Genomic DNA, 18,834 nt, shown 5'->3' on the forward strand with positions numbered 1-18,834 from the left:
GACAAGCGAGACCCTCTTGCACTGCTGTCCTATTACGCCGGAACCGATCAGGCGGTGAGCGAAGAAACGCGTTGCGGGGCTTTGGCTCGAGGCTAGCGGGCTTCGACGGTGCCCATCATGCCGAGGTCCTCGTGGTCGAGGATGTGGCAGTGGTAGACGGTGCGGCCCTGGAAATCATCGAAGGCCACCAGTACTTTTACCTGGCTGCGAGCCGGGATGTTCACGACGTCCTGCCAGGTAGGCTCGCTCAGGTCGCGGGCCCCATCCTGGACTACCTGCATCGGCCACACGTGTAGGTGGAAGGGGTGGTCCATGGAACTGGAGTTGGTCAGGGTCCACTCCTCAATCCCACCAGCCTGCACTGCGGTGTCGAGCCGGTCTGGATCGAACGCCTTGCCATTGATGGTGAATGACATCATGTTCCCACCGCTGCCATTGCCCATGCCGCCGCTCATGCCCATGTCGAAGTCCAGGGTGTGGCGGCCGGTGATTGTCCCGTTCCGCAGGTCCTGCAGCGCAGGCCCGGCGGGACCCTCCGGGAGGGTTGCTACCACATCTCCGGACACGTCAAGGCGCAATAGATCGACTGGATCGCTGTTGTCAGATTGATCGTTGCCAGCACCCATCATCCCGCCCATCCCGCCGCGATCTACGGGCGCCGCCACCAGGGTGGAGGTGCCTTTACGGGTGTCCACGAGCAGTTCCACCCGGTTGCCCGGCGCCAGTTCCACTTCGGTCACTTCTGCTGGTTCACGTACTCGGCCCAGGTCGAAGGAGAGCAACCGTACGCCTTGTCCATCGAGGGATAGGCGCAAATAGCGGGCGGCGCAGGCGTTGACGATCCGCCATCGCTCCCGTTCCCCCGGCGCGGCGGTGAGTTGCGGGCTGATCTGGCCGTTGACCAGCACAATCTGCCCCTCGCGGCCCATCATTTGCTCCATGGCAGTGACCTCCGACAGGTTCCCGGACGCGTCCAGGGACAGGTCCGATACCACCAGCACCCGCTCCCGGCTCACCGGTATCGGATCGGGATCCTCCACCACGATGGCCCCGTAGAGTCCAGCGGCCAACTGGTCGGCAACGTGACCGTGACGGTGCGGGTGGTACCAGTAGGTGCCCGGCGGGTGATCAGCCGGCAGGATGAACTCGTAGTTGAAGGACTCCCCAGGATCGATGCTCACGAACGGGTTATCCCCGTTGTCCAGGGGCGAGACATGCAGCCCGTGCACGTGCAGGTTCGTGGGTGCCTCCAGCTTGTTGGTCATTTCCACCCGGATCGTGTCCCCGCCGCGCACACGTAGGGTGGGTCCGGGTAAGGACCCATTGAAGGCCTGGACGTTGGCGGGCTGGCCGCCGACCTCAACGCGGGCAGGGGCGGCTTCCAAAGCGAACTGGAGCATCCCCTTGGCGCTGGTGAGCACCTTCGGCTGCAGCAACTTCTGACCGCCCCCGAGGGTGGCGCCGCTGTTGGACCACCACAGCCCGGCTCCGCCGGTTGCCGTCATTCCGGCACCAGCGAGGCCCAGGACCAGCAACTGCCGGCGCGTGGGTTGGCTCACCGGTCTCCCTCCTGAAGGGTCCGCAGTCGTTCGCGGTATTCCTCGGTGCTGATCTCGCCGCGGGCGTACCGCTCTTCAAGGATCTCCCGGGCGCCGCCCGGACCCGCGCCCGTCGGCGGGGTGAAGTCTCCACCCGGCGCGCTACCACGGTCTGCGCGGGCGGACCCAGTGAAAGACCTCACCAGGACGAACGCCAGCATCAGTACCCCGATGATCAGCAGGGGCCAGAAGATCCAACCCAACCCCATACCGACCATTCCATTGCCATCCATTATGATTTCGTCCCATTCCGTCGTCCCGTTACCGCTGGGTTGCCCGCTCGCCACCGATCGTCGTCGTTCTGATCGACAACCAGGGCCTGACCGGCAGTATGGCGCGGGGCAGAGTAGCTGGCTGGGGAGTGGCGCTGGTTATAGGTGCGCTCGAAGGGCATGAAAGTCTCCTTATAGGAAGTTGGTGGAACATGATGCGGAGGAACTCTTCTGGCTGCCTACATAAACTATTATACCGCTGGGGGTATCCGCGGAAGAATCTGCGTTTCCTTGGACCTCGATGGCCATGACCTGACTCCGAACCCCTGCAAGGTGGAGTCACCGATCAGCGGGCCCTCCCTCCCCTGCAAAGACAGCAACCACACCGCGGGGCCAAGCAGGACGACCTCATTGCAACCGTCGGCACCTGCCCGCGCTTCGTCACAGGGTGGTGAGCAGATCCTTCATTTCCTGGATCTGAGCCTTCTGCGAAGACACGATGCTTTCGGCCAATTTGACCGTGTCAGCATCCGATCCATTGGCGGCTTCCTGTTCGGCCATGGCGATGGCGCTGGTGTGATGGATGATCATCTGTTCCAGGAAGACCGTCGACGCTTCCGTGCCTTGCGCGGCGTCCAGCGCCTGCATATCGCCCCCTCCCATCGATCCGCCCATTGACCCGTCCATCCCGCCGGGCATGCCCGCCGGTTCGCCCCATGCTTCCAGGGAAGCGTTGAGCTGATCGATTTCGGGGGTTTGTTCAGCTTTGATTCGGTCGGCCAGGGCCATCACCCGGGAATCGATGCCTTCCTTTCCGAGGAGGCCATCGCTCATGGTGATGGCATCTTCGTGGTGGGGGATCATCAGCTGGGCGAACGTCGTGTCCGCGGCGTTGTGGTTATCGCCCGCGGATTTGGTGCCGCCGTCCGGCGTTGCCGGGGTGGTGTTTGTGCCGTCCCCTGACATCTCCGGCATTCCGGACATTCCCGGCGTGCTGCTGTTTGAAATGGCGGACGGGCCCGGCGTGCTGCTGCTTGAGGTGGCGGACGGGCCCGGCGTGCTGGCTGGGTCAATGCCAGGATTAATGCTGCAACCGCTCAATGCGAGGCCAGCTGCGGCCAGTACTGTCGCGGATATGATCAGGGTCTTCTTCATGAGTTTGGTTCCTTCGGGGTGTTGGTGAACTATCAGCCGCAGCGGCTGCTGCGCTTTTGTCGTCCTTCGGCGCCTCTCAGCGTTCGTTAAGCATGCGGGGGTGATGCTTAACGAACGCTGAGAGGAGGAAAGCAATGATGAACAATTCACGGACCCGGGCTTTGCGGTCTATTCAGCAGTGGACGGTGGGAGGGCTGCTGGTGGCCGGTCTGGCCACCGCGGGGATGAGTGCCGGTCTCGTAGCTGGGGAACAGGCAACCCAGCAGCCTGCGCAGCAGACGGTGCAGCAGGGGGTGGTGTCCACCGGTGGGCAGGGCTTCAGTAGGAGTGCGGCCCCATTGAACGCGCCGCAACACACCCAGCAGGCCCAGCCTCAGGTCACGACCAAGGGGTCCTGAGCATGTATTCGCTCACGTTCCCCGCGATTGGGACCACGGTGGGTTTACATGTCACGGAGCAATTGAGGCTGGAACCCGCGGCGGAGTACGTCCGCACCTATCTGCGGGGACTGGATGATTCGGTCTCCCGGTTCCGGGCCGATTCCGAGCTTGGCGTCATCAACCGGAGAGCAGTATCGGGTCCGGTCACGGTCGACGTCAGCGCGCTATTCGCCGAGGTGTTGGGGGCTGCCTTGGAAACCGCGGAGTTGACCGATGGGCTCGTTGATCCCACTATCGGTTCCGCGTTGATCCGCTCCGGGTACGATGTCGACATGAGCGCTGTCGCTAGCAGAGACGACTGGACGATGCCCAACCGCCCGGTACCAGCGCCCGGGTGGAAGCTCCTCTATTTCGATCCTGTAACGGGCGTGTTGGGCGTACCGCAGGGAATGGTCCTTGACTTTGGGGCCAGCGCCAAAGCCTATGCCGCGGACAGCATCGCTGGGACCCTGGCCCAAACCTTGCCCGGGGGGTTTCTGGTCGATCTGGGTGGGGATATCGCCGTCGCTGGGAGTCCACCGGCTGGCGGTTGGCTGGTGGGGGTGGAACAGGCCGGTGGGACCATCGGCCAGGTCGTCACGATCCATCGTCAGGCACTGGCCACTTCTTCTACCCGGTTACGGACCTGGATCCGCGGCGGTGAGCGTATCCACCACATTTTTGATCCCCGGACCGGGGACACCGCGGTACCGGTGTGGGCGGAAGTAACGTGCGCTGGCGCGACCGTGGTGGAGGCCAACGCTGCCTCGACCGCTGCTGTCATTCTGGGCGAAGAGGCCCCGGGATGGTTGGCTTTCAACGGAATCAGTGCACGGCTCAGGCGCCCGGACGGGGCGGTGGTCCGCACGGGGGGCTGGCCGAGCACTCATGAGGCTGCCACCGGTGGCAGCGCGGGAGCGATGATGTGACCCCGGCCGTCAATGAGGTCCTCTGGGTGGTATCCCGGGCCACCGGAATCACCGCCATAGTGTTGTTGACTGTGGTGTTCATCCTTGGTGTGGTCACCTCGGGGCGGAGGCGTCCGGAGGGCACGCAGACCACCGTGATCACCGGCCTGCACCGCAACCTTGCCCTGGGTATGACGGTGTTCCTGATAGTGCATGTGGTCACCGCCGTTCTTGAAACCTACGTGGACATCGGGTGGATGTCCGCCGTCGTACCCTTCACCTCCGGGTATGAGCTGGCCTGGGTGGGCCTCGGTACTATTGCTTTCGATTTGCTGATCGCTGTGACAGTGACATCCATGCTGCGGCAACGGGTACCGGATCCGTGGTGGGCGCGTGTCCACGCCGTTTCCTATGTGTTGTGGTCGGCCGCGGTCGTGCACGGCATCGCCCTGGGAACAGGCAGCGCCTGGGCCCTTCGGGCCGTGAGCATCGCCTGCCTGGCGGCAGGGACCGGTGCCGTGATTTTCCGGCTCTCGTCCCGGCAACCCGATGAAACCCTGCGGCACCGGATCGGGGCACAGCCATGGCAGTGACCATCATCGACGACCTCGTAGCGGCGGGGCTTACCGGTCGTGGCGGTTCAGCATTTCCCACTGCGGTGAAGCTCGCCGCAGCACAGCGTGCCGGGGCGGAACTGATCATCAACGCCTGCGACGGGGAAATCGGTGCAGCCAAAGACGCTTACGTGCTGAAACGGTATCTGGCCGAGGTGGACCACGGTGTCCGGCTGACACAGCTAAAGCAGGCGACGTACGCTGTCCACGCCGGAACGGATGCCGAGAAGTTCCTGCTGGCACACGGCAAAAGGGTGCTGCCCGTCCCGCACCGGTACGTTTCCTCCGAGGCCAGCGCCCTCGTCGCTTTACAGCGTGGCGGGCAGGCAAGGCCGATGACCAAGCGCACGCGACTCGTGGAGGGCGGGCGCACCCCTGACGGTAAAAACACCCGTCCCGCGTTGGTGCTGAACGCCGAAACGGTGCTGCGCATCGCCCAGATTGAGCAGCACGGCCCGGCGTGGTTCCGTTCCTTCGGCACCCCCCTGGACCCCGGCCCACGCATGGTCACCATCATCGGGGCGGTACCTTCCCCTGGGGTCTACGAAACACAGGCCGGACCACCACTGGCGGACATCCTCGCCTTGGCCGGTCACGCCGACCCTGGTTCCTCCGCCCTGAATATTGGTGGCCTGGGCGGGAGCTTCATCCCGATGGACAGGGTGCCGGGCCTGGCCTACTCCAGCCCATCCCTGGCAACAGCGGACGCAGTCATCGGCCCCGGAGTCATCAACGTGCTCGCCCCTGGCTCCTGCCCTGTCGACACGGTGTCCGGGATGCTCGCCTGGGCCGCGGGAGAATCCGCCGGGCAGTGCGGGCCCTGCATGTTCGGTGTGCCGGCTGTGTCGCACGGTTTCCATCAGCTTGCGAGCGGAACTGGAGGGCCCCGCGTCCTGCAGGACCTCAAGCAGCGTATTGGCCTGCTGCCGGGGCGGGGAGCCTGCCACTTCCCGGACGGTATCGCAGCGTTCACTGCCAGCGCCCTGACTGTGTTCGCCGTGCACCTGGAAGAACATGCCGATGGTTTCTGCACGATCCGGCAACGGGGCGCCGCAGCATGAGCAATGAAACCAGCGCCGAGGCAGGGGAAGTGACTGGACGGTTCCTTGCGGTGGACCGGATCGCCTGCACCGGGCACGGGGTGTGCGCGACCCTCCTGCCCGAACACATCATCCTCGACGAATGGGGCTACCCGATACTCAGCGGTCCCGCCACGGAGAGCCGTGAGGCGCGACTAGCCGTGAAGTATTGCCCGGCGCGCGCCCTCTACTGGAGCGCCAATCACTAACCGGTCGTGACCGAAACCTTATCCGCTCCAGTAGAGGGCGCGAGGGCTGTACTCCTGCCCCGGGCCGGGATACTGCTGGAAGTCCGGTCAGAGGACTGTGGCTCCGAACAGCAATCCGATGCCGTACGTGATCATCAGCCCCACAGCCCCGCCGACCACTACCCGCAGGGCTGCTTTCCGGACTGACCCGCCGCCGATTTTGGCCCCGGCCGCACCGGTCAGCGCCAACGCGACTAACACGATGCCATAGGTGATCCACACCCTCGCCTGAACAGGGGAGAGCAGGATCGCCAGGACCGGCAGAAGCCCACCCAGCAGGAAGGCCACGGCCGAGGACACGGCGGCGTGCCACGGGTTAGTCAGTTCCTCCTCATCCACGCCAAGTTCCATTCGCAAGTGGGCCTTGAGAGGATTCCTGGCCGTCAGTTCCCGCGCCACCGCAGTTGCCGTGGTACTGCTGAGACCTTGCTGCTCATAGAGCCCGGCCAATTCTTCCAGTTCGGATTCCGGGTTCTCGGCGAGTTCACGTATTTCCTTGGCAATCAAATCCTTCTCGCTGTCGCGTTGGCTGCTCACCGAAACGTATTCACCCAATGCCATGGAAACCGCACCGGCTGTTAGGCCGGCCATCCCTGCGATGAACACCGGCTGAACCTCGGTGCTGGCACCGGCGACACCGATCACCAGTCCTGCCATCGACAAAATGCCGTCATTGGCGCCGAGGACCGCGGCGCGAAGCGCGTTCAGACGTCCGGACATTCCTGAGACGTGAGGCTCAGGATACGCATGCACAGGCATAAGTACTCCTTTGTTTCAAGTCCAGAGCGTACCGCAACTCCATCTACCTGAGGAGCATAAGCGGCACTGGGTTCCGGCTGCGTGCGGGTTGGTCCTAATCTGGCTCTCAGGGTCTCTCAGCGTTCTCTAAGCAGGCAGGGGTCAGAGTGGTTACAGGCACCGGGAAACGGGGCCGGACCTGAACGGAAGACAGCAATACCGGGAGGGTCCAAGTCCTCACTGAAAGGCACCACCATGAACGCCACCCCCAGCAACAAAAAGAAGATGCTCGTCGGCTCCCTTGCAGGGATTGCACTGATCGGAGGAACCGCAGCGGTCGGACTGACCGCCGCGAATGCTGCGACCGTCGCGCCAACCCCGCCGGTCCAGGCCAGCCAAGACGGCAACGAAGCGGACGAGAAGCAGGAACCGAAGCTCAACGGATCTATCACTGCTCCCGAGTCGGCAACCGAGCAGTCCGAGGCAGACGAGTCTGCACAGCTTGCGAAGCTGGCGACCATCGACGCGAAGGCCGCCGAAGCCGCCGCCACCGGATCGGCACCAGGATCCAGTGTGGTCTCCACCGAACTCGGTGACGAGAACGGGTCGGTCGTCTACGAGGTGACCGTCGAGGACGGTGCCGGAGTGTTGACCGAGGTCGAGGTCGACGCCGGCAACGCTACTGTCCTGGCCACCGAGGCCGGCGAAGACGAAGCGTCCGAGGAAACAGAGGACGAATCGGGCGAAGCCGGTGAGAGTGCTGAGGACGAGTCCGGAGAAACGGGCGAAACCGCATATGACCAGACCGGCGCAGACAACGAAGCCGACGGCGAACAGGACGACGCGCAGGAGGCCGCATCAGCGGAAACCAACTAACAACCCGAACAACATCATCCACATCCAAATAAGACCCCGGTCGCACACCCGCCCCCAAACGGTGTGCGGCCGGCCTGCGTCCCGGATCAGCACCAGCACGGGAGGCATGCAGCAAACCAAACCTCCGGTCAAGCGTTCTCAGGGTTCCTTCAGCAACCCTGGTGCAGGCTGGCAGGAACGTAAGTCCACCGCTTCTTATCCATATCTGAGGGGATTCTTCCGATGACCGTTTACCTACCCATCGCTGTTGCCGATGTGGCGACCGCCGTCCCGTGGTCGAACCTCACGGATCCCGCTGCCTTGTTGCAGGGCCTGGGAGGGTGGGCTCTGGGGGTAGTGGCTGGCATGGTGTTCATCGAATCAGGGGTTCTTTTCCCCTTCCTGCCGGGGGATTCGCTGATCTTCACGGCCGGCCTGTTGCATGCCCGTCTTGGGCTGAACCTTGCCGTGTTGGTCACAGTCATTGTGGTAGCTGCGATTGTGGGGGACCAGGTGGGGTACTGGCTGGGCCGTCGTTTCGGGCGCCGCCTGTTCACCGACGATGCCCGTGTGCTGAGGTCACGGCATCTAGCCAGCGCGGAAGGCTTTTTCGCCCGTTATGGGGGCCGGTCCCTGGTTTTGGCACGTTTCGTGCCGTTCGCGCGGACCTTTGTCCCGCTGGCGGCTGGTACCGCCCACTACCCGTACCGGAAATTTCTGCTCTGGAATGTTCTCGGCGCTGTGCTGTGGGGGGCCGGGGTGACGATCGCCGGGTCCCTTCTCGGTGGTGTCCCGTTCATCGCGGCGCATGTGGAGCTGATTGCCTTGGTCATTGTTGCCGTCTCGGTGGTTCCGACGGTGATCGAAATCCTCCGGCAGGTTCGCCGGAATCGGTCGGAAACAAGCCCCGCCGATGCAGTCCTTGGGGAGGCTGAACCCAGTCTCTCCGGGTCCTCCACGGGCAGGGTCGGTAACGGCGTTGACTAGGATGGGCGCTAACGAAGGAGAACCACTGTGAGGATTCTGTTGGTCGAGGACGAAAAAGATCTCGCGGAGTCCATCCGCCGCGGCCTGACCAATGAGGGGTTCGTGGTCGACGTTGCCAATGACGGCGTGACCGGGGCCTGGCTGGCACTGGAGAACCCCTACGACGTCGCGGTGCTGGACATCATGCTGCCGGGAAAGCACGGCTATCAGATCCTGAAGGAAATCAGGGAAGCTAAAATCTGGACCCCAGTCCTGATGCTGACCGCCAAGGACGGCGAATACGATCAAACGGATGCCTTCGACCTCGGGGCTGATGATTATTTGACCAAACCGTTCAGTTTCATTGTTCTGGTCGCGCACCTCCGGGCGTTGATCCGGAGGGGCGCTCCCGAACGCCCGGTCAACCTTGCCGTGGGTTCACTGGTTCTGGATCCGGTCCGCCGAACGGTCACCCGGAGGGACACCGTGCTGGCGCTGACGCCAAAAGAGTACGCAATCCTGCAGTATCTGATGCGCAGCCATGATCAGGTGGTCTCCAAGGCCGAGATCCTCGATAACGTGTGGGATTCCGCCTACGAGGGCAGCGACAACGTGGTCGAGGTCTACATGGGGTACCTGCGCAAAAAAATCGACACGCCGTTCGGCATGAATACCCTGAAAACCGTGCGCGGTATGGGGTATTGCCTGGTCTCCGATGAACGTTGATCCCGTCCGGCCACGTCCCCGCAGCAGGGGACGGCTACAGGGCATATGGGGGGTGCGTAAACAAGCCACAGCCGCGGCCGTCGCTACTCTGGCCATCGTGCTCACGATCGCCGGGGTGGTGCTGCTGATCCTCCTGCGCTCGTCTCTGCTGGACAACGCGCGTGACCTGGCTATTCAGCACCTGGATTCAGTTGTGGAGCAGATCAGTGAGGATGACAGCGTCGATATTGCCGGTGACATCACCGGCACCCAGATCACCCAGATCCTGCGCCCCGACGGCACCCTGGAAGCGACCTCCGATGATGCCTTCACCGAACCCCTCTACGAGGAAGGCGCACTTTCACCAGGGGAAACCTACGTATCCGCCCAGCCGGGCCCACTGAGCATTGTCGACTTTGACGATTACCTCACAGCGGCAACCGGTATCGGGCTGCCTGAGGGCAACGCCACGGTGGTGGTAGCCGTCCCGACCTCGATCCAGCGCGACGCCGTCACCACGGTCGCCTGGTTTCTTCTTGGCGGGGTCCCAGTGCTGCTTGCCCTGGCCGGAGGAATGATCTGGATCCTGGTGGGACGGTCCCTGAGACCGGTGGAAAGGATCCGTGCCACCGTGGCCGGGATCACCCGCCAGCACCTGAACGAACGCGTCGAAGTGCCTGCCACCCGCGACGAAATCGAGCACCTGGCCGCCACCATGAACGAAATGCTCGGACGCCTTGAATCGGCAGACCAGGCGCAGCGCCGTTTTGTCACCAACGCCAGCCACGAATTGCGCAGCCCCCTGGCAACCCTGACCACCGGACTGGAAATCGCCGCCGCGGATACCACCGGGCACACCTGGCGGGAAACCACCGGAATCCTCCAGACCCAGACCCGGCGCATGAGCTACCTGGTGGAGGACCTGCTCACGCTGGCCAAACTCGACGACGCCGGGCTGCGCTTCACAATGGCTGACGTAGACCTCGACGACGTACTGCATGAGGAGATCATTAGACTCAAATCCGTTTCCACCCACACGGTGAGTGCACGCCTGATCCCGGTGCGGGTCACCGGCGACGCCAACAGGCTGGCACAGGTCTTCCGAAACGTCCTGAACAACGCAGATCGGCACGCAACCACACGGGTGGACATCAACCTCACCACCGATGGCGGATCAGCAATCATCACCGTCGACAACGACGGCGACACCATACCGGCCGACCAGCGGGAGAAAGTGTTTGACCGGTTCGTCCGTCTCGATGCCAGCCGCACCCGTGAAAGCGGTGGCAGTGGACTCGGCCTGGCCATCAGCCGCGAAATCCTGCGCGCCCATGACGGCAACATCCACGCCACCGAAACGCCAGAACACCGCACCCGTTTCCGCCTCACCGTCCCGCTGCAAACCCTCGCCCCGAAGACACCCCAACGCCAGACACCTCACCGCCAGGCAGCTGAGGACCAGATAGCCCAAGACAGGGCAGGCAGGGACCATCCGGCGCAGGACACTACCTCGTGAGTCAGATCATCGACTTCATCATGTCCCTGTCGGGGCCACTGGTGTATGTGATCATCGGTGCCCTTACTTTCGGTGAAGCAGCCGCGTTCATCGGGCTGGTCCTGCCCGGAGAGACAGCGTTGTTCATTGGATGGGTGATCGCCAGCCAGGGACACATCAACCTCGGAATCATGCTCGCCGTCGCCGTCCTGGCCGCTATCGCCGGGGACTCCGTCGGCTACGAAATTGGACGGCGGTTCGGGCCGGCGCTAAAAAACAGTCGGGCCGGCAGGTTCGTCGGGGCCGAACGCTGGGCCAAGGGTGAACAGTTCCTCTCCAAACGCGGCGGACGGGCAGTCCTGATCGGACGGTGGGTCGGGTTGTTGCGCGCGCTGGTGCCCGCGCTGGCAGGCATGGGACGCATGCCCTACCGAACCTTCCTCCTCTACAACAGCATCGGCGGCACAATCTGGGCCACCACCGTGGTGCTCCTGGGTTACTTCGCCGGCCAGTCCTATAAGACGGTCGATCAGTACCTCGGCAGGGCCAGCCTGATCCTCACGCTGATCCTCGCTGGCCTCCTCCTGATTGCCCTTGTCGTCCGTTTCGCTCTGCGCAACAACCAATGGACACAGCAGCAGGTGCGCAGGCTGCGCACCCCCCGATCAGTCGCAGCGATTCGCAAAGTTATTGCCCCCTCCGCAGCGGGCCTGCGCACCAGGCAGGGGCTGGCCGCGGTCGGGGCTGCGCTGTTGACCGTGATGCTGATTTCCGTTGGATACACCCTGCTAAGCCGGCTGTCCCCGACCGGTGAGGCGCTGCAGGGAATCAATCAACCAGTCCTGGCTTGGTTCACAGACCATCAGGACGACGAATTCACGATCCTCATGGGCATTATTACCGTCCTCGGTCATCCGGCCGTCGTCGCCATGGCCATCGCCGTCACCGCTGTCGCCCTCCCACACAGCGGCTTCCGTAGCGCTGTGGTGCCCGCCGCAGTCACCGCAGCTGGGGCCCTCATCATCACCGCTGCCGGTCACCTGGCGGTCGCCGGAACCCCTAGCCCGGTGCATTCGAGTCAACTGGGCATCTCGTTGACCGCACCGGCAGGTACAACACTGGTTTCCACCGCCATTCTCACCACCACCGCCTGGCTCCTGATCCGCCAGCACGATTCGTCGACATCGAAGGTAATCCTTTTGGCAGGCTTGGTGTCCGTTACCGCACTGCTCGTCCTCAGCCACCTTTACCCTGCCGGGCAGCAACCCACCGACACCATCCTCGCCTGGGCCGCAGGAACCTTGTGGGCGCTGGCCCTTTCCGCCCTGATCAGTGCTGCCCGGGCCCACCAGCCACGTTTGGCGGGCCCCGCTGCCCAGACACAGTAACTCGTCGATGTGTGGTCCTCTGCTCAGGTGTTTTTTAGGAATCATGGGCGAAGATGTACTCGAACCCGAAGACGGCAGTACCGGAATGGAAAGCAGAACGAGATGCGACGCGAACCAGAACACCGCAGGAACGCATGGGGGAAGAGAGCGCTTGTCCTCGCCCTGGTCGCGGGACTGAACCTTAACGGGGCGGGGGCCGCGCTGGCCGCTGACTTTCCCCCCGGTCCCTACCAGGCATCGGCGTCCACCGTTCACCACAGTGCCCCCGCCGCCCCGGCAGGGAACACGCAGCCTGAATCGGGAACCCCGCATGCCGCCGTCGGCAATCAGCCCCAGGAACCGCATACCGAGGTGGACAACAGGATTCGCGAAGGTGAAGGACGCGCAGCCCGCCGGACCGACGAGTCAACCCTCTAACGCACAACCGTCAGGCAGCCGCTGCCTCGCCTGGGGACAGAGTCATCAGAACCCGGCGCCCCCAAGTCTCATCACAACCTGCAGCCCGCCGGCGTTGCCCGGCCAGTGCTTGACTAGCGGGTCCGGCCCCGCTCGACGAATGATGAAACGAAGCATTAGAGCCACGATGATCACGTCGTCCGCGTAGCCGATAATGGGCAGGAAATCCGGAACGACATCGATGGGCATAAGTAGGTAGACCAGCAGCAGGACAACTCCGGCGCGGACACCCGCAGGTTGGGATTTGTCCGCCGCGAGGGACCTGAGAAGCCGCAGAAGGTCCGGCAGCAGTCTCAGCGCATCCTTCATGGTGAGTGTGTCCGGGTGCTTTCGGGCATAGCACCACAGAAGGATCAACAGCACCGCATAAAGGGCCACTAGTCCACCGATGACCACCAGCGCGCTCTGCCACCAGACAAACGCAGCCGGCTCGTCTCCGTTCACTGGCCGCTGAGCCCGAGCCGCTGGTCATCCAGGCAGGGTGAACGTTTTCCCGCAGGCGGTCCGAAGGATCGGCGGCAGGTACACCGCGGGCCTTTAACCGCGGGCAGGGTCAACCAGATGAACCGGTGCAGGTTGTTGAAATCACCGAAGTCCAGCACGGCTCCGTCGATTTTCGGTGCGAGATCATTGCTGACGCTGAGCTGAATCGCCGTGAGGTCGTGTTCCTGGGCAGGGGGACCGGCGCCGCGATCCCGACGGTCGGCTCCTGTCCCGGGGATAGGGGACAGGGTGCCGAGGACCGGCTTCCGAGGAAGGGCGAGGGAGAAATACAAGCCCTGCGAGCGGCAGCCCCCCGATCCCTGGAAGCAGTGAAGGACGCCGCCAAAGACCTCGATCATCTCGAGAGCGGACGCGGTGATCCGGAAAGTGTGACCACGCGGGAGGGTAGCTTGGGCAGCAGCCCGTGGTAGTCGTAGCGTGCTCATTGGTAAAGTCCGTTAGTCAACATATCTCCACCGGTAGCGACAATGAATTAGCTCGACTCCTGCCTGCGGTATTGAATCCCCGCGGCGCAGTCGGTACTGGACGGGTGAGGGAGGGGCTGAGCAGGTTAACGCCCCGCCCCTCCCGCCTTGGCAGACTAAATGTCTTTAGCGCTGTTCCTGCGGCCGATGACGTAGGCAGCGGCTGCGGCCAGTACGACGACGACCACGGCGATGGTGATGATCATCCCGGTGGCGGTTCCTTCGTCCTCGCTTGCCGAGGCAGCTTCGACTGTTTCTGGGCCGCTCGTGCTATCGGCGCCGGCCGGTTCTCCTGCAGTCGCGCTGTTGGTGGGTGCTCCGTCGCCTGCTGGGGCGCCGGTCTGTTCGGCGGCATTGGGTGTGGCTTCAGGCGTCGCTGCTGCGGATTCCCCCTCCGGGGAATAGGTGAAGGTGTAGGAGCCCTCGATGGGATGGCCGTCGGCCGAGACTGTTCGCCAGTCGACCGTGTAGTCGTCCGCGTGTTCGAGGGAGACATCGGTGGAGATGGTGGCTCCGTCGACGGTCACTTCGCCGGAGCTGGAGGGGTGTCCGTCGCCGGCGGTGACTTCGATGAAGCTGGTAATCACGCCTTCACTGCTCTGTGGTTCCGCGGTGAGTGTCAGGGAAACCGTCCCGGGATCCTCGGTAATGGTTTCACCCTCGGCCGGCAAGGTCGAAACGAGCGAGTCGTGCGCCTGGGCTGGGGCGGTTCCCAGGAATCCGGCCATCATCAGAGTGAGAGCGGCAATGGATGCGGGCGCGGTAATCGCGCGCGGTGAGAATGTATTCATGGTTTGAACCTTTCGGTGGCCGCATGGTGCGGCAGATAGCGGGGGAAGCGATCAGGGGTCGATGTGAGGCGCACTTGTTCGCGTGAAGCTAGGCGGTGGCCGGGTTCATCGAGGAGGGCGGTCCCCGCAGTTCGAAGTGATACATTCGGCGAGCCGGTCGAAGGATCACCGGGGTTCGCCGGGCAACCAGCCTGGGGGCGCCGGTCGGCAGGAGAGCTACGGGCCGCAGGATGTTCAGCAGTGGGGCCAGCCATTGTCGGATCCCGAAAAGGGCTTCGTCGCCTTTCGCTAGAACCAGTGCTGTGAGCAGGACAGCGGCGAGGTGTGCAATGAACATGAGGCCTGCGGGGTGCTCCATGACATATCCCGGGAGCGCCTGGGCCGATCCGGCGCAGCTCACCGGCTCATGGTGCGGTAGACCCGCCGAGACGGACGGCAGGCAACGGCCCGGGAGGGACAACGCGGTGAAGGCGCCATGCAGGCTCACCTGTCCCGTGCCCATCAGCGCGATCAGCATCCGGAACGAGAACCGGCGCCCAGACAGGCCCGCAACAGGAACAAACGACACCGCGCCCAGGGCTGCCAGAATGCCGGGCGGGGGCAACACTCCACCACCGAGGACATGCGCTCCGGCGGCAATGGAGAAAATCGCTGCCGTGATGCCCAGCGAACGAGGAAGGCGCAAAAGTCCGGAACTGTTCATGTGCGGTCCTCCCTCGCGTGTTTGGGGGTGTTTTGACTTTGGTGGTTGTTCGCTGCTGCTGCTCTGCCGGATTGATTGGAACGGGCCGATCAGTCGTGGGTGGGCTCGCCGGTGACCTGATGATCGGCGTGGTTCATGCCTTCCTGTACCAGCCGGGCCAGGTGTCCGTCGACGATGCTGTACACCACATGGCGGCCTTCCTTATGGGTGGTCACCAGACCGGAGAACCGTAGTTTCGCCAGATGTTGGCTCACTGATGTGCGCGATGCTCCGGTCTGGTCTACCAGCGACCCTACGTCTGCCTGTGCCTGAGCGAGCAGCCACAGGAGGTGAAGCCGGGTGGGATCGGCGAGCATCCTGAACACTGCCGCGCCCGCCTCAAGGCGAAGGGTGTCAGGGGTGCCGGAATGATGCAGGCTCGGCGCCGGACGGATTTCGCGCTCGGTCATTCAGTGTGCTTTCTGTGCTGCTGGGACCTCGTCAAGACTCGGGTGCTGGTCGCGGGGCCACAACCGCAACGCTGCCAGCGTTCCCAGTGTAGCCAAGACCGCCAGTACGACAGCTGCGGCCGGTTGCCCGGCGGCCGCACCAACCCACCCGGCAATCGGGTAGGTGAGGATGAAACAGGCATGGGAGAGGGAGAACTGGGCGGTGAAGAGGTACGCGCGGGTGTTGTCGGTGGCGGCGCGCCGCAGCAGCCGTGCCGATGGGGTATTGATCATCGACGTGCCCGCGCCCAACACGGTCCACAGTACGAGGAGGAGTAGCCAGGAGTATTCAGTCCAGGCGATCACCGCCGCCGCTGAGATACCCAATGCCAGAACAGCGCCCCCCAGGACCATGAGGGTGCGGTCCGGTATCCGTTCCAGGAGCCGTGGGGCGGCGAGTGCAATCACCATCGACCCTGCGCCGTAGCAGGCCAGAGCCACAGCCAGATCAGTGTTTGACCCGTCAAACATGTCCAGGGCATAGACGACCGTGTTGACGAGCACCAGTGCTGTCCCGGTGGCCACCACCAGGTTCAGGGCCAGCAGACCCCGCAGCGACGGGTCGCGCAGGAAAATCCGCGTACCCAAGGTGGTCCGGTGCCACAAGGACCCGGACCGTTCCACCGCAGGAATCTGCGGAAGCGCAGTGGTCACCACCATCAGGGCGGACAGGAGGAACCCAGCCATCGTTCCCATGAACAGGTTGTTGTAGGTCATGAACGTCAGCAACACTGCAGCGATCACCGGACTGAGCAGCGACTCGAGGTCATAGGCCAAACGGGAGAGTGACAGGGCCCGCGTGTAATCCTTCTCTTTCGGCAAAATCACCGGAATAAGTGCCTGAAACGCCGGGGTAAACGTGGCCGACGCCGATTGCAGGAGAAACACCAGCACATAAATCTGCCAGACCTGGTCAATGAAGGGCAAGGCTAACGCGATTGCGGCACGCACCAGATCCGCTCCCACCAAAACGGCTTTACGCGGTAACCGTTCAACCAGGGCAGCCATCACTGGCGCCACAAAGACGTAGGCGAGCATTTTGATCGTCAATGCTGTCCCCAACACAGCGCCGGCCTGCCCACCAGCCAGATCGAAAGCCAACAGGCCCAGGGCCACCGTCAGCAAGCCCGTTCCTACCAGGGCGACGATCTGCGCCGTGAACAACTTCCGATACGCTGCGACCTTTAGAACCTCAAGCATGCCAATCCTGTCCGCTGAAAACCTGTAGTGAAAAACTCCTGAATCAATATATAGCATTAAGTGCACACTCATGCACCTATGGTGACGGGAAGCAATGCTATCTGACGAGCGTCAAGACTACCCCTCACCATTGTTCTACACTGTGTAGAAGTTGTCATTTCTACACAGTGTAGAAATCTTGGATGGGTGGGCGCCTGCCCTGATTGGTTCAAAGGAAGTTGTATGGAAGCCCTGGAGCTTGCCCGTTGGCAATTCGGAATCACTACCGTCTACCACTTTCTGATGGTGCCCCTCACCATCGGGCTGGGCCTGCTGGTGGCCATCATGCAGACCCTGTGGGTTCGGACCGGGAAAGCGCAATATCTCCGGATGACCAAATTCTGGGGAAAGCTGTTCCTGATCAACTTCATCATGGGGGTTGCCACCGGGCTGGTCCAGGAATTCCAGTTTGGGATGGCCTGGAGCGAGTACTCCCGTTTTGTCGGCGACGTATTCGGAGCACCGCTCGCGATGGAAGCTCTCCTCGCGTTTTTCGTCGAATCGGTCTTCCTCGGCCTCTGGATCTTCGGATGGGACCGCCTCCCCAAAACGCTTCACCTGGCCGCCATCTGGGGTGCGAGTGTCGCCTCGATCATGTCCGCCTACTTCATTCTTGCCGCCAACTCGTGGATGCAGCACCCGGTCGGCGTCGAAATGGTCGACGGTCGCCCGGTCCTCGTTGATATCTGGGCCGTCCTGACCAACAACACCCTGTTGGTCGCGTTCCCACACACCATCCTGGGTGCCTTCTCGGTGGCCGGCGGGTTCCTGCTCGGGATCAGCTGGTACCACCTGTGGAAACGTCGCCGCGACGGCATCGATACCATCGCTCCAGATGGGAAAGTCATCGTCGGGAGCGTCGAGCGCACGGGCCGGGATGCTGCCGACCACCAGGTCTGGCTCCGGTCGCTACGAATCGGCGCCGTCGTCGCCGTGGTGTCCTTCGCTGGCGTTGCGGTGACTGGTGACCTCCAGGCCAAACTGATGTTCGAGCAACAACCCATGAAGATGGCGGCAGCCGAGGCTGCCTGCCACGACGGGACCGGATTCTCAGTCCTGTCAGTCGGCAACCTGGGCTCCCAAGACTGCGACGGCATCGTCGCAGTCGTTGAAGTCCCCGGCATGCTCTCCTTCATGGCCAACGGCGACCTCACCACTGAGGTTCAGGGGGTCAGCTCCCTGGTGCCGCAGTACCAGGAACAGTATGGAACCAACCTCCCGGATGATCCGATGTACGGGGAACGCGCCGGCATGGAAATCGACTATGTGCCGGTCATGGAAGTCACCTATTGGGGTTTCAGGATGATGATCGCGTTCGGCGCCGTCGCCGCATTCGCGGCAGCAATGGCTCTGGTTCTAACCCGCCGAGGGACGGTCCCCGAGTCGAAACGACTGATGCAGCTCGCCGTCGTCGGGATCCTCGCGCCCTTCGGTGCCAACGCGGCCGGCTGGATCTTCACGGAAATGGGGCGACAGCCGTTCGTAGTGGCCCCCAACCCTGACCCCAACGGTGTCGATAGCGTGTTCATGTTCACTGCCGCGGCCGTATCGCCTGGGGTGTCGACGGCCGAGCTTGCGGCGTCACTCATCACCTTCACTGCCGTGTACAGCGTGTTGCTGGTCGTTGAGGTGAGGTTGCTGGTCCGTTACGTGCGTGGAGGGGTCCCGTCCGCCATGCCGGAACTGCTTCCCGCCCATGACGAGCCCGACGACGACGGCGGAGACGCCGCAGCGAGAAAGAAGGGCGACGACGATGTGCTGGCGTTCGCTTACTAAACCTGTGGGCCCCGCGACGAACGCGGCGGTCCT

General features: G+C 63.2%; 22 protein-coding genes. 12 read left to right on the top strand and 10 right to left on the bottom strand.

Annotated elements, in window-relative coordinates; translation table 11 throughout:
- Nucleotides 1-92: 92 nt before the first annotated feature.
- The 3 genes from ACX80G_RS14805 to ACX80G_RS14815 form a co-directional block, all read right to left on the bottom strand.
- On the bottom strand, nt 93-1,559 hold the full coding sequence (locus ACX80G_RS14805; RefSeq protein ID WP_459308563.1) for a multicopper oxidase family protein: 1,467 nt from the start codon (nt 1,557-1,559) through the stop codon (nt 93-95).
- Nucleotides 1,556-1,831 carry an SHOCT domain-containing protein gene (locus ACX80G_RS14810; protein WP_459308565.1) on the bottom strand — a complete coding sequence of 92 codons (276 nt, stop codon included), beginning with the start codon at nt 1,829-1,831 and terminating at the stop codon, nt 1,556-1,558. Before ACX80G_RS14810 ends, ACX80G_RS14805 begins: the two co-directional genes overlap by 4 nt.
- Nucleotides 1,832-2,251: 420 nt before the next feature.
- The gene (locus ACX80G_RS14815; RefSeq protein ID WP_459308567.1) at nt 2,252-2,965 is read right to left on the bottom strand and encodes a DUF305 domain-containing protein; all 714 of its coding nucleotides are present in this window, start codon (nt 2,963-2,965) and stop codon (nt 2,252-2,254) included.
- A 134-nt stretch (nt 2,966-3,099) separates the two neighbouring features.
- On the opposite strand from ACX80G_RS14815, the gene ACX80G_RS14820 reads away from it, so the two are divergent.
- From ACX80G_RS14820 to ACX80G_RS14840, 5 genes are read left to right on the top strand one after another with little or no spacing between them, the layout of a single operon-like run.
- The gene (locus ACX80G_RS14820; protein WP_459308568.1) at nt 3,100-3,363 is read left to right on the top strand and encodes a hypothetical protein; all 264 of its coding nucleotides are present in this window, start codon (nt 3,100-3,102) and stop codon (nt 3,361-3,363) included.
- Between the two features lie 2 nt (nt 3,364-3,365).
- A complete protein-coding gene (locus ACX80G_RS14825) occupies nt 3,366-4,313 on the top strand; it encodes an FAD:protein FMN transferase (RefSeq protein ID WP_459308569.1) in 948 nt (315 codons plus the stop codon).
- A complete protein-coding gene (locus ACX80G_RS14830) occupies nt 4,310-4,885 on the top strand; it encodes a ferric reductase-like transmembrane domain-containing protein (protein ID WP_459308570.1) in 576 nt (191 codons plus the stop codon). Before ACX80G_RS14825 ends, ACX80G_RS14830 begins: the two co-directional genes overlap by 4 nt.
- The gene (locus ACX80G_RS14835) at nt 4,876-5,967 is read left to right on the top strand and encodes an NADH-ubiquinone oxidoreductase-F iron-sulfur binding region domain-containing protein (RefSeq protein ID WP_459308571.1); all 1,092 of its coding nucleotides are present in this window, start codon (nt 4,876-4,878) and stop codon (nt 5,965-5,967) included. Before ACX80G_RS14830 ends, ACX80G_RS14835 begins: the two co-directional genes overlap by 10 nt.
- A complete protein-coding gene (locus ACX80G_RS14840; RefSeq protein ID WP_459308573.1) occupies nt 5,964-6,194 on the top strand; it encodes a ferredoxin in 231 nt (76 codons plus the stop codon). The genes ACX80G_RS14835 and ACX80G_RS14840 overlap by 4 nt, the downstream gene beginning before the upstream one ends.
- Before the next feature lie 87 nt (nt 6,195-6,281).
- Here ACX80G_RS14840 and ACX80G_RS14845 read toward each other — a convergent pair whose 3' ends face one another.
- Nucleotides 6,282-6,953: a VIT1/CCC1 transporter family protein gene (locus tag ACX80G_RS14845; RefSeq protein ID WP_459308575.1), complete on the bottom strand. Its 672-nt coding sequence runs from the start codon at nt 6,951-6,953 to the stop codon at nt 6,282-6,284.
- A gap of 273 nt (nt 6,954-7,226) precedes the next feature.
- Between ACX80G_RS14845 and ACX80G_RS14850 the strand changes: the two genes are divergently transcribed.
- From ACX80G_RS14850 to ACX80G_RS14875, 6 genes are all read left to right on the top strand, one after another.
- On the top strand, nt 7,227-7,847 hold the full coding sequence (locus ACX80G_RS14850; protein ID WP_459308577.1) for a PepSY domain-containing protein: 621 nt from the start codon (nt 7,227-7,229) through the stop codon (nt 7,845-7,847).
- Between the two features lie 222 nt (nt 7,848-8,069).
- Nucleotides 8,070-8,813: a DedA family protein gene (locus ACX80G_RS14855; RefSeq protein ID WP_459308579.1), complete on the top strand. Its 744-nt coding sequence runs from the start codon at nt 8,070-8,072 to the stop codon at nt 8,811-8,813.
- 27 nt (nt 8,814-8,840) lie between these two features.
- The gene (locus tag ACX80G_RS14860; protein ID WP_459308580.1) at nt 8,841-9,518 is read left to right on the top strand and encodes a response regulator transcription factor; all 678 of its coding nucleotides are present in this window, start codon (nt 8,841-8,843) and stop codon (nt 9,516-9,518) included.
- Nucleotides 9,519-9,570: 52 nt separating this feature from the next.
- Nucleotides 9,571-11,013 (top strand): sensor histidine kinase, encoded by a 1,443-nt coding sequence (locus tag ACX80G_RS14865; RefSeq protein WP_459308582.1) that lies wholly within the window; start codon nt 9,571-9,573, stop codon nt 11,011-11,013.
- Nucleotides 11,010-12,380: a DedA family protein gene (locus ACX80G_RS14870; RefSeq protein ID WP_459308583.1), complete on the top strand. Its 1,371-nt coding sequence runs from the start codon at nt 11,010-11,012 to the stop codon at nt 12,378-12,380. The genes ACX80G_RS14865 and ACX80G_RS14870 overlap by 4 nt, the downstream gene beginning before the upstream one ends.
- A gap of 102 nt (nt 12,381-12,482) precedes the next feature.
- Entirely contained in the window at nt 12,483-12,797 is a 315-nt protein-coding gene (locus ACX80G_RS14875; protein ID WP_459308585.1) for a hypothetical protein, read from the top strand.
- A gap of 45 nt (nt 12,798-12,842) precedes the next feature.
- Here ACX80G_RS14875 and ACX80G_RS14880 read toward each other — a convergent pair whose 3' ends face one another.
- From ACX80G_RS14880 to ACX80G_RS14905, 6 genes are all read right to left on the bottom strand, one after another.
- The gene (locus ACX80G_RS14880; RefSeq protein WP_459308587.1) at nt 12,843-13,280 is read right to left on the bottom strand and encodes a YkvA family protein; all 438 of its coding nucleotides are present in this window, start codon (nt 13,278-13,280) and stop codon (nt 12,843-12,845) included.
- Nucleotides 13,277-13,678 carry a peptidase gene (locus tag ACX80G_RS14885; RefSeq protein WP_459308589.1) on the bottom strand — a complete coding sequence of 134 codons (402 nt, stop codon included), beginning with the start codon at nt 13,676-13,678 and terminating at the stop codon, nt 13,277-13,279. Before ACX80G_RS14885 ends, ACX80G_RS14880 begins: the two co-directional genes overlap by 4 nt.
- A gap of 242 nt (nt 13,679-13,920) precedes the next feature.
- A complete protein-coding gene (locus tag ACX80G_RS14890) occupies nt 13,921-14,595 on the bottom strand; it encodes a copper resistance CopC family protein (RefSeq protein WP_459308590.1) in 675 nt (224 codons plus the stop codon).
- 88 nt (nt 14,596-14,683) lie between these two features.
- On the bottom strand, nt 14,684-15,298 hold the full coding sequence (locus ACX80G_RS14895) for a hypothetical protein (RefSeq protein WP_459308592.1): 615 nt from the start codon (nt 15,296-15,298) through the stop codon (nt 14,684-14,686).
- 89 nt (nt 15,299-15,387) lie between these two features.
- Complete coding sequence (locus ACX80G_RS14900; protein WP_459308594.1) at nt 15,388-15,747, bottom strand: ArsR/SmtB family transcription factor; 360 nt, start codon at nt 15,745-15,747, stop codon at nt 15,388-15,390.
- Entirely contained in the window at nt 15,748-16,986 is a 1,239-nt protein-coding gene (locus ACX80G_RS14905) for an MFS transporter (protein WP_459308596.1), read from the bottom strand.
- 222 nt (nt 16,987-17,208) lie between these two features.
- On the opposite strand from ACX80G_RS14905, the gene ACX80G_RS14910 reads away from it, so the two are divergent.
- Nucleotides 17,209-18,801, top strand: a complete 1,593-nt coding sequence (locus ACX80G_RS14910; protein ID WP_459308598.1) for a cytochrome ubiquinol oxidase subunit I — start codon at nt 17,209-17,211, stop codon at nt 18,799-18,801.
- The last annotated feature ends 33 nt before the right edge of the window (nt 18,802-18,834 follow it).

The organism is Arthrobacter glycogeni (assembly GCF_054510815.1).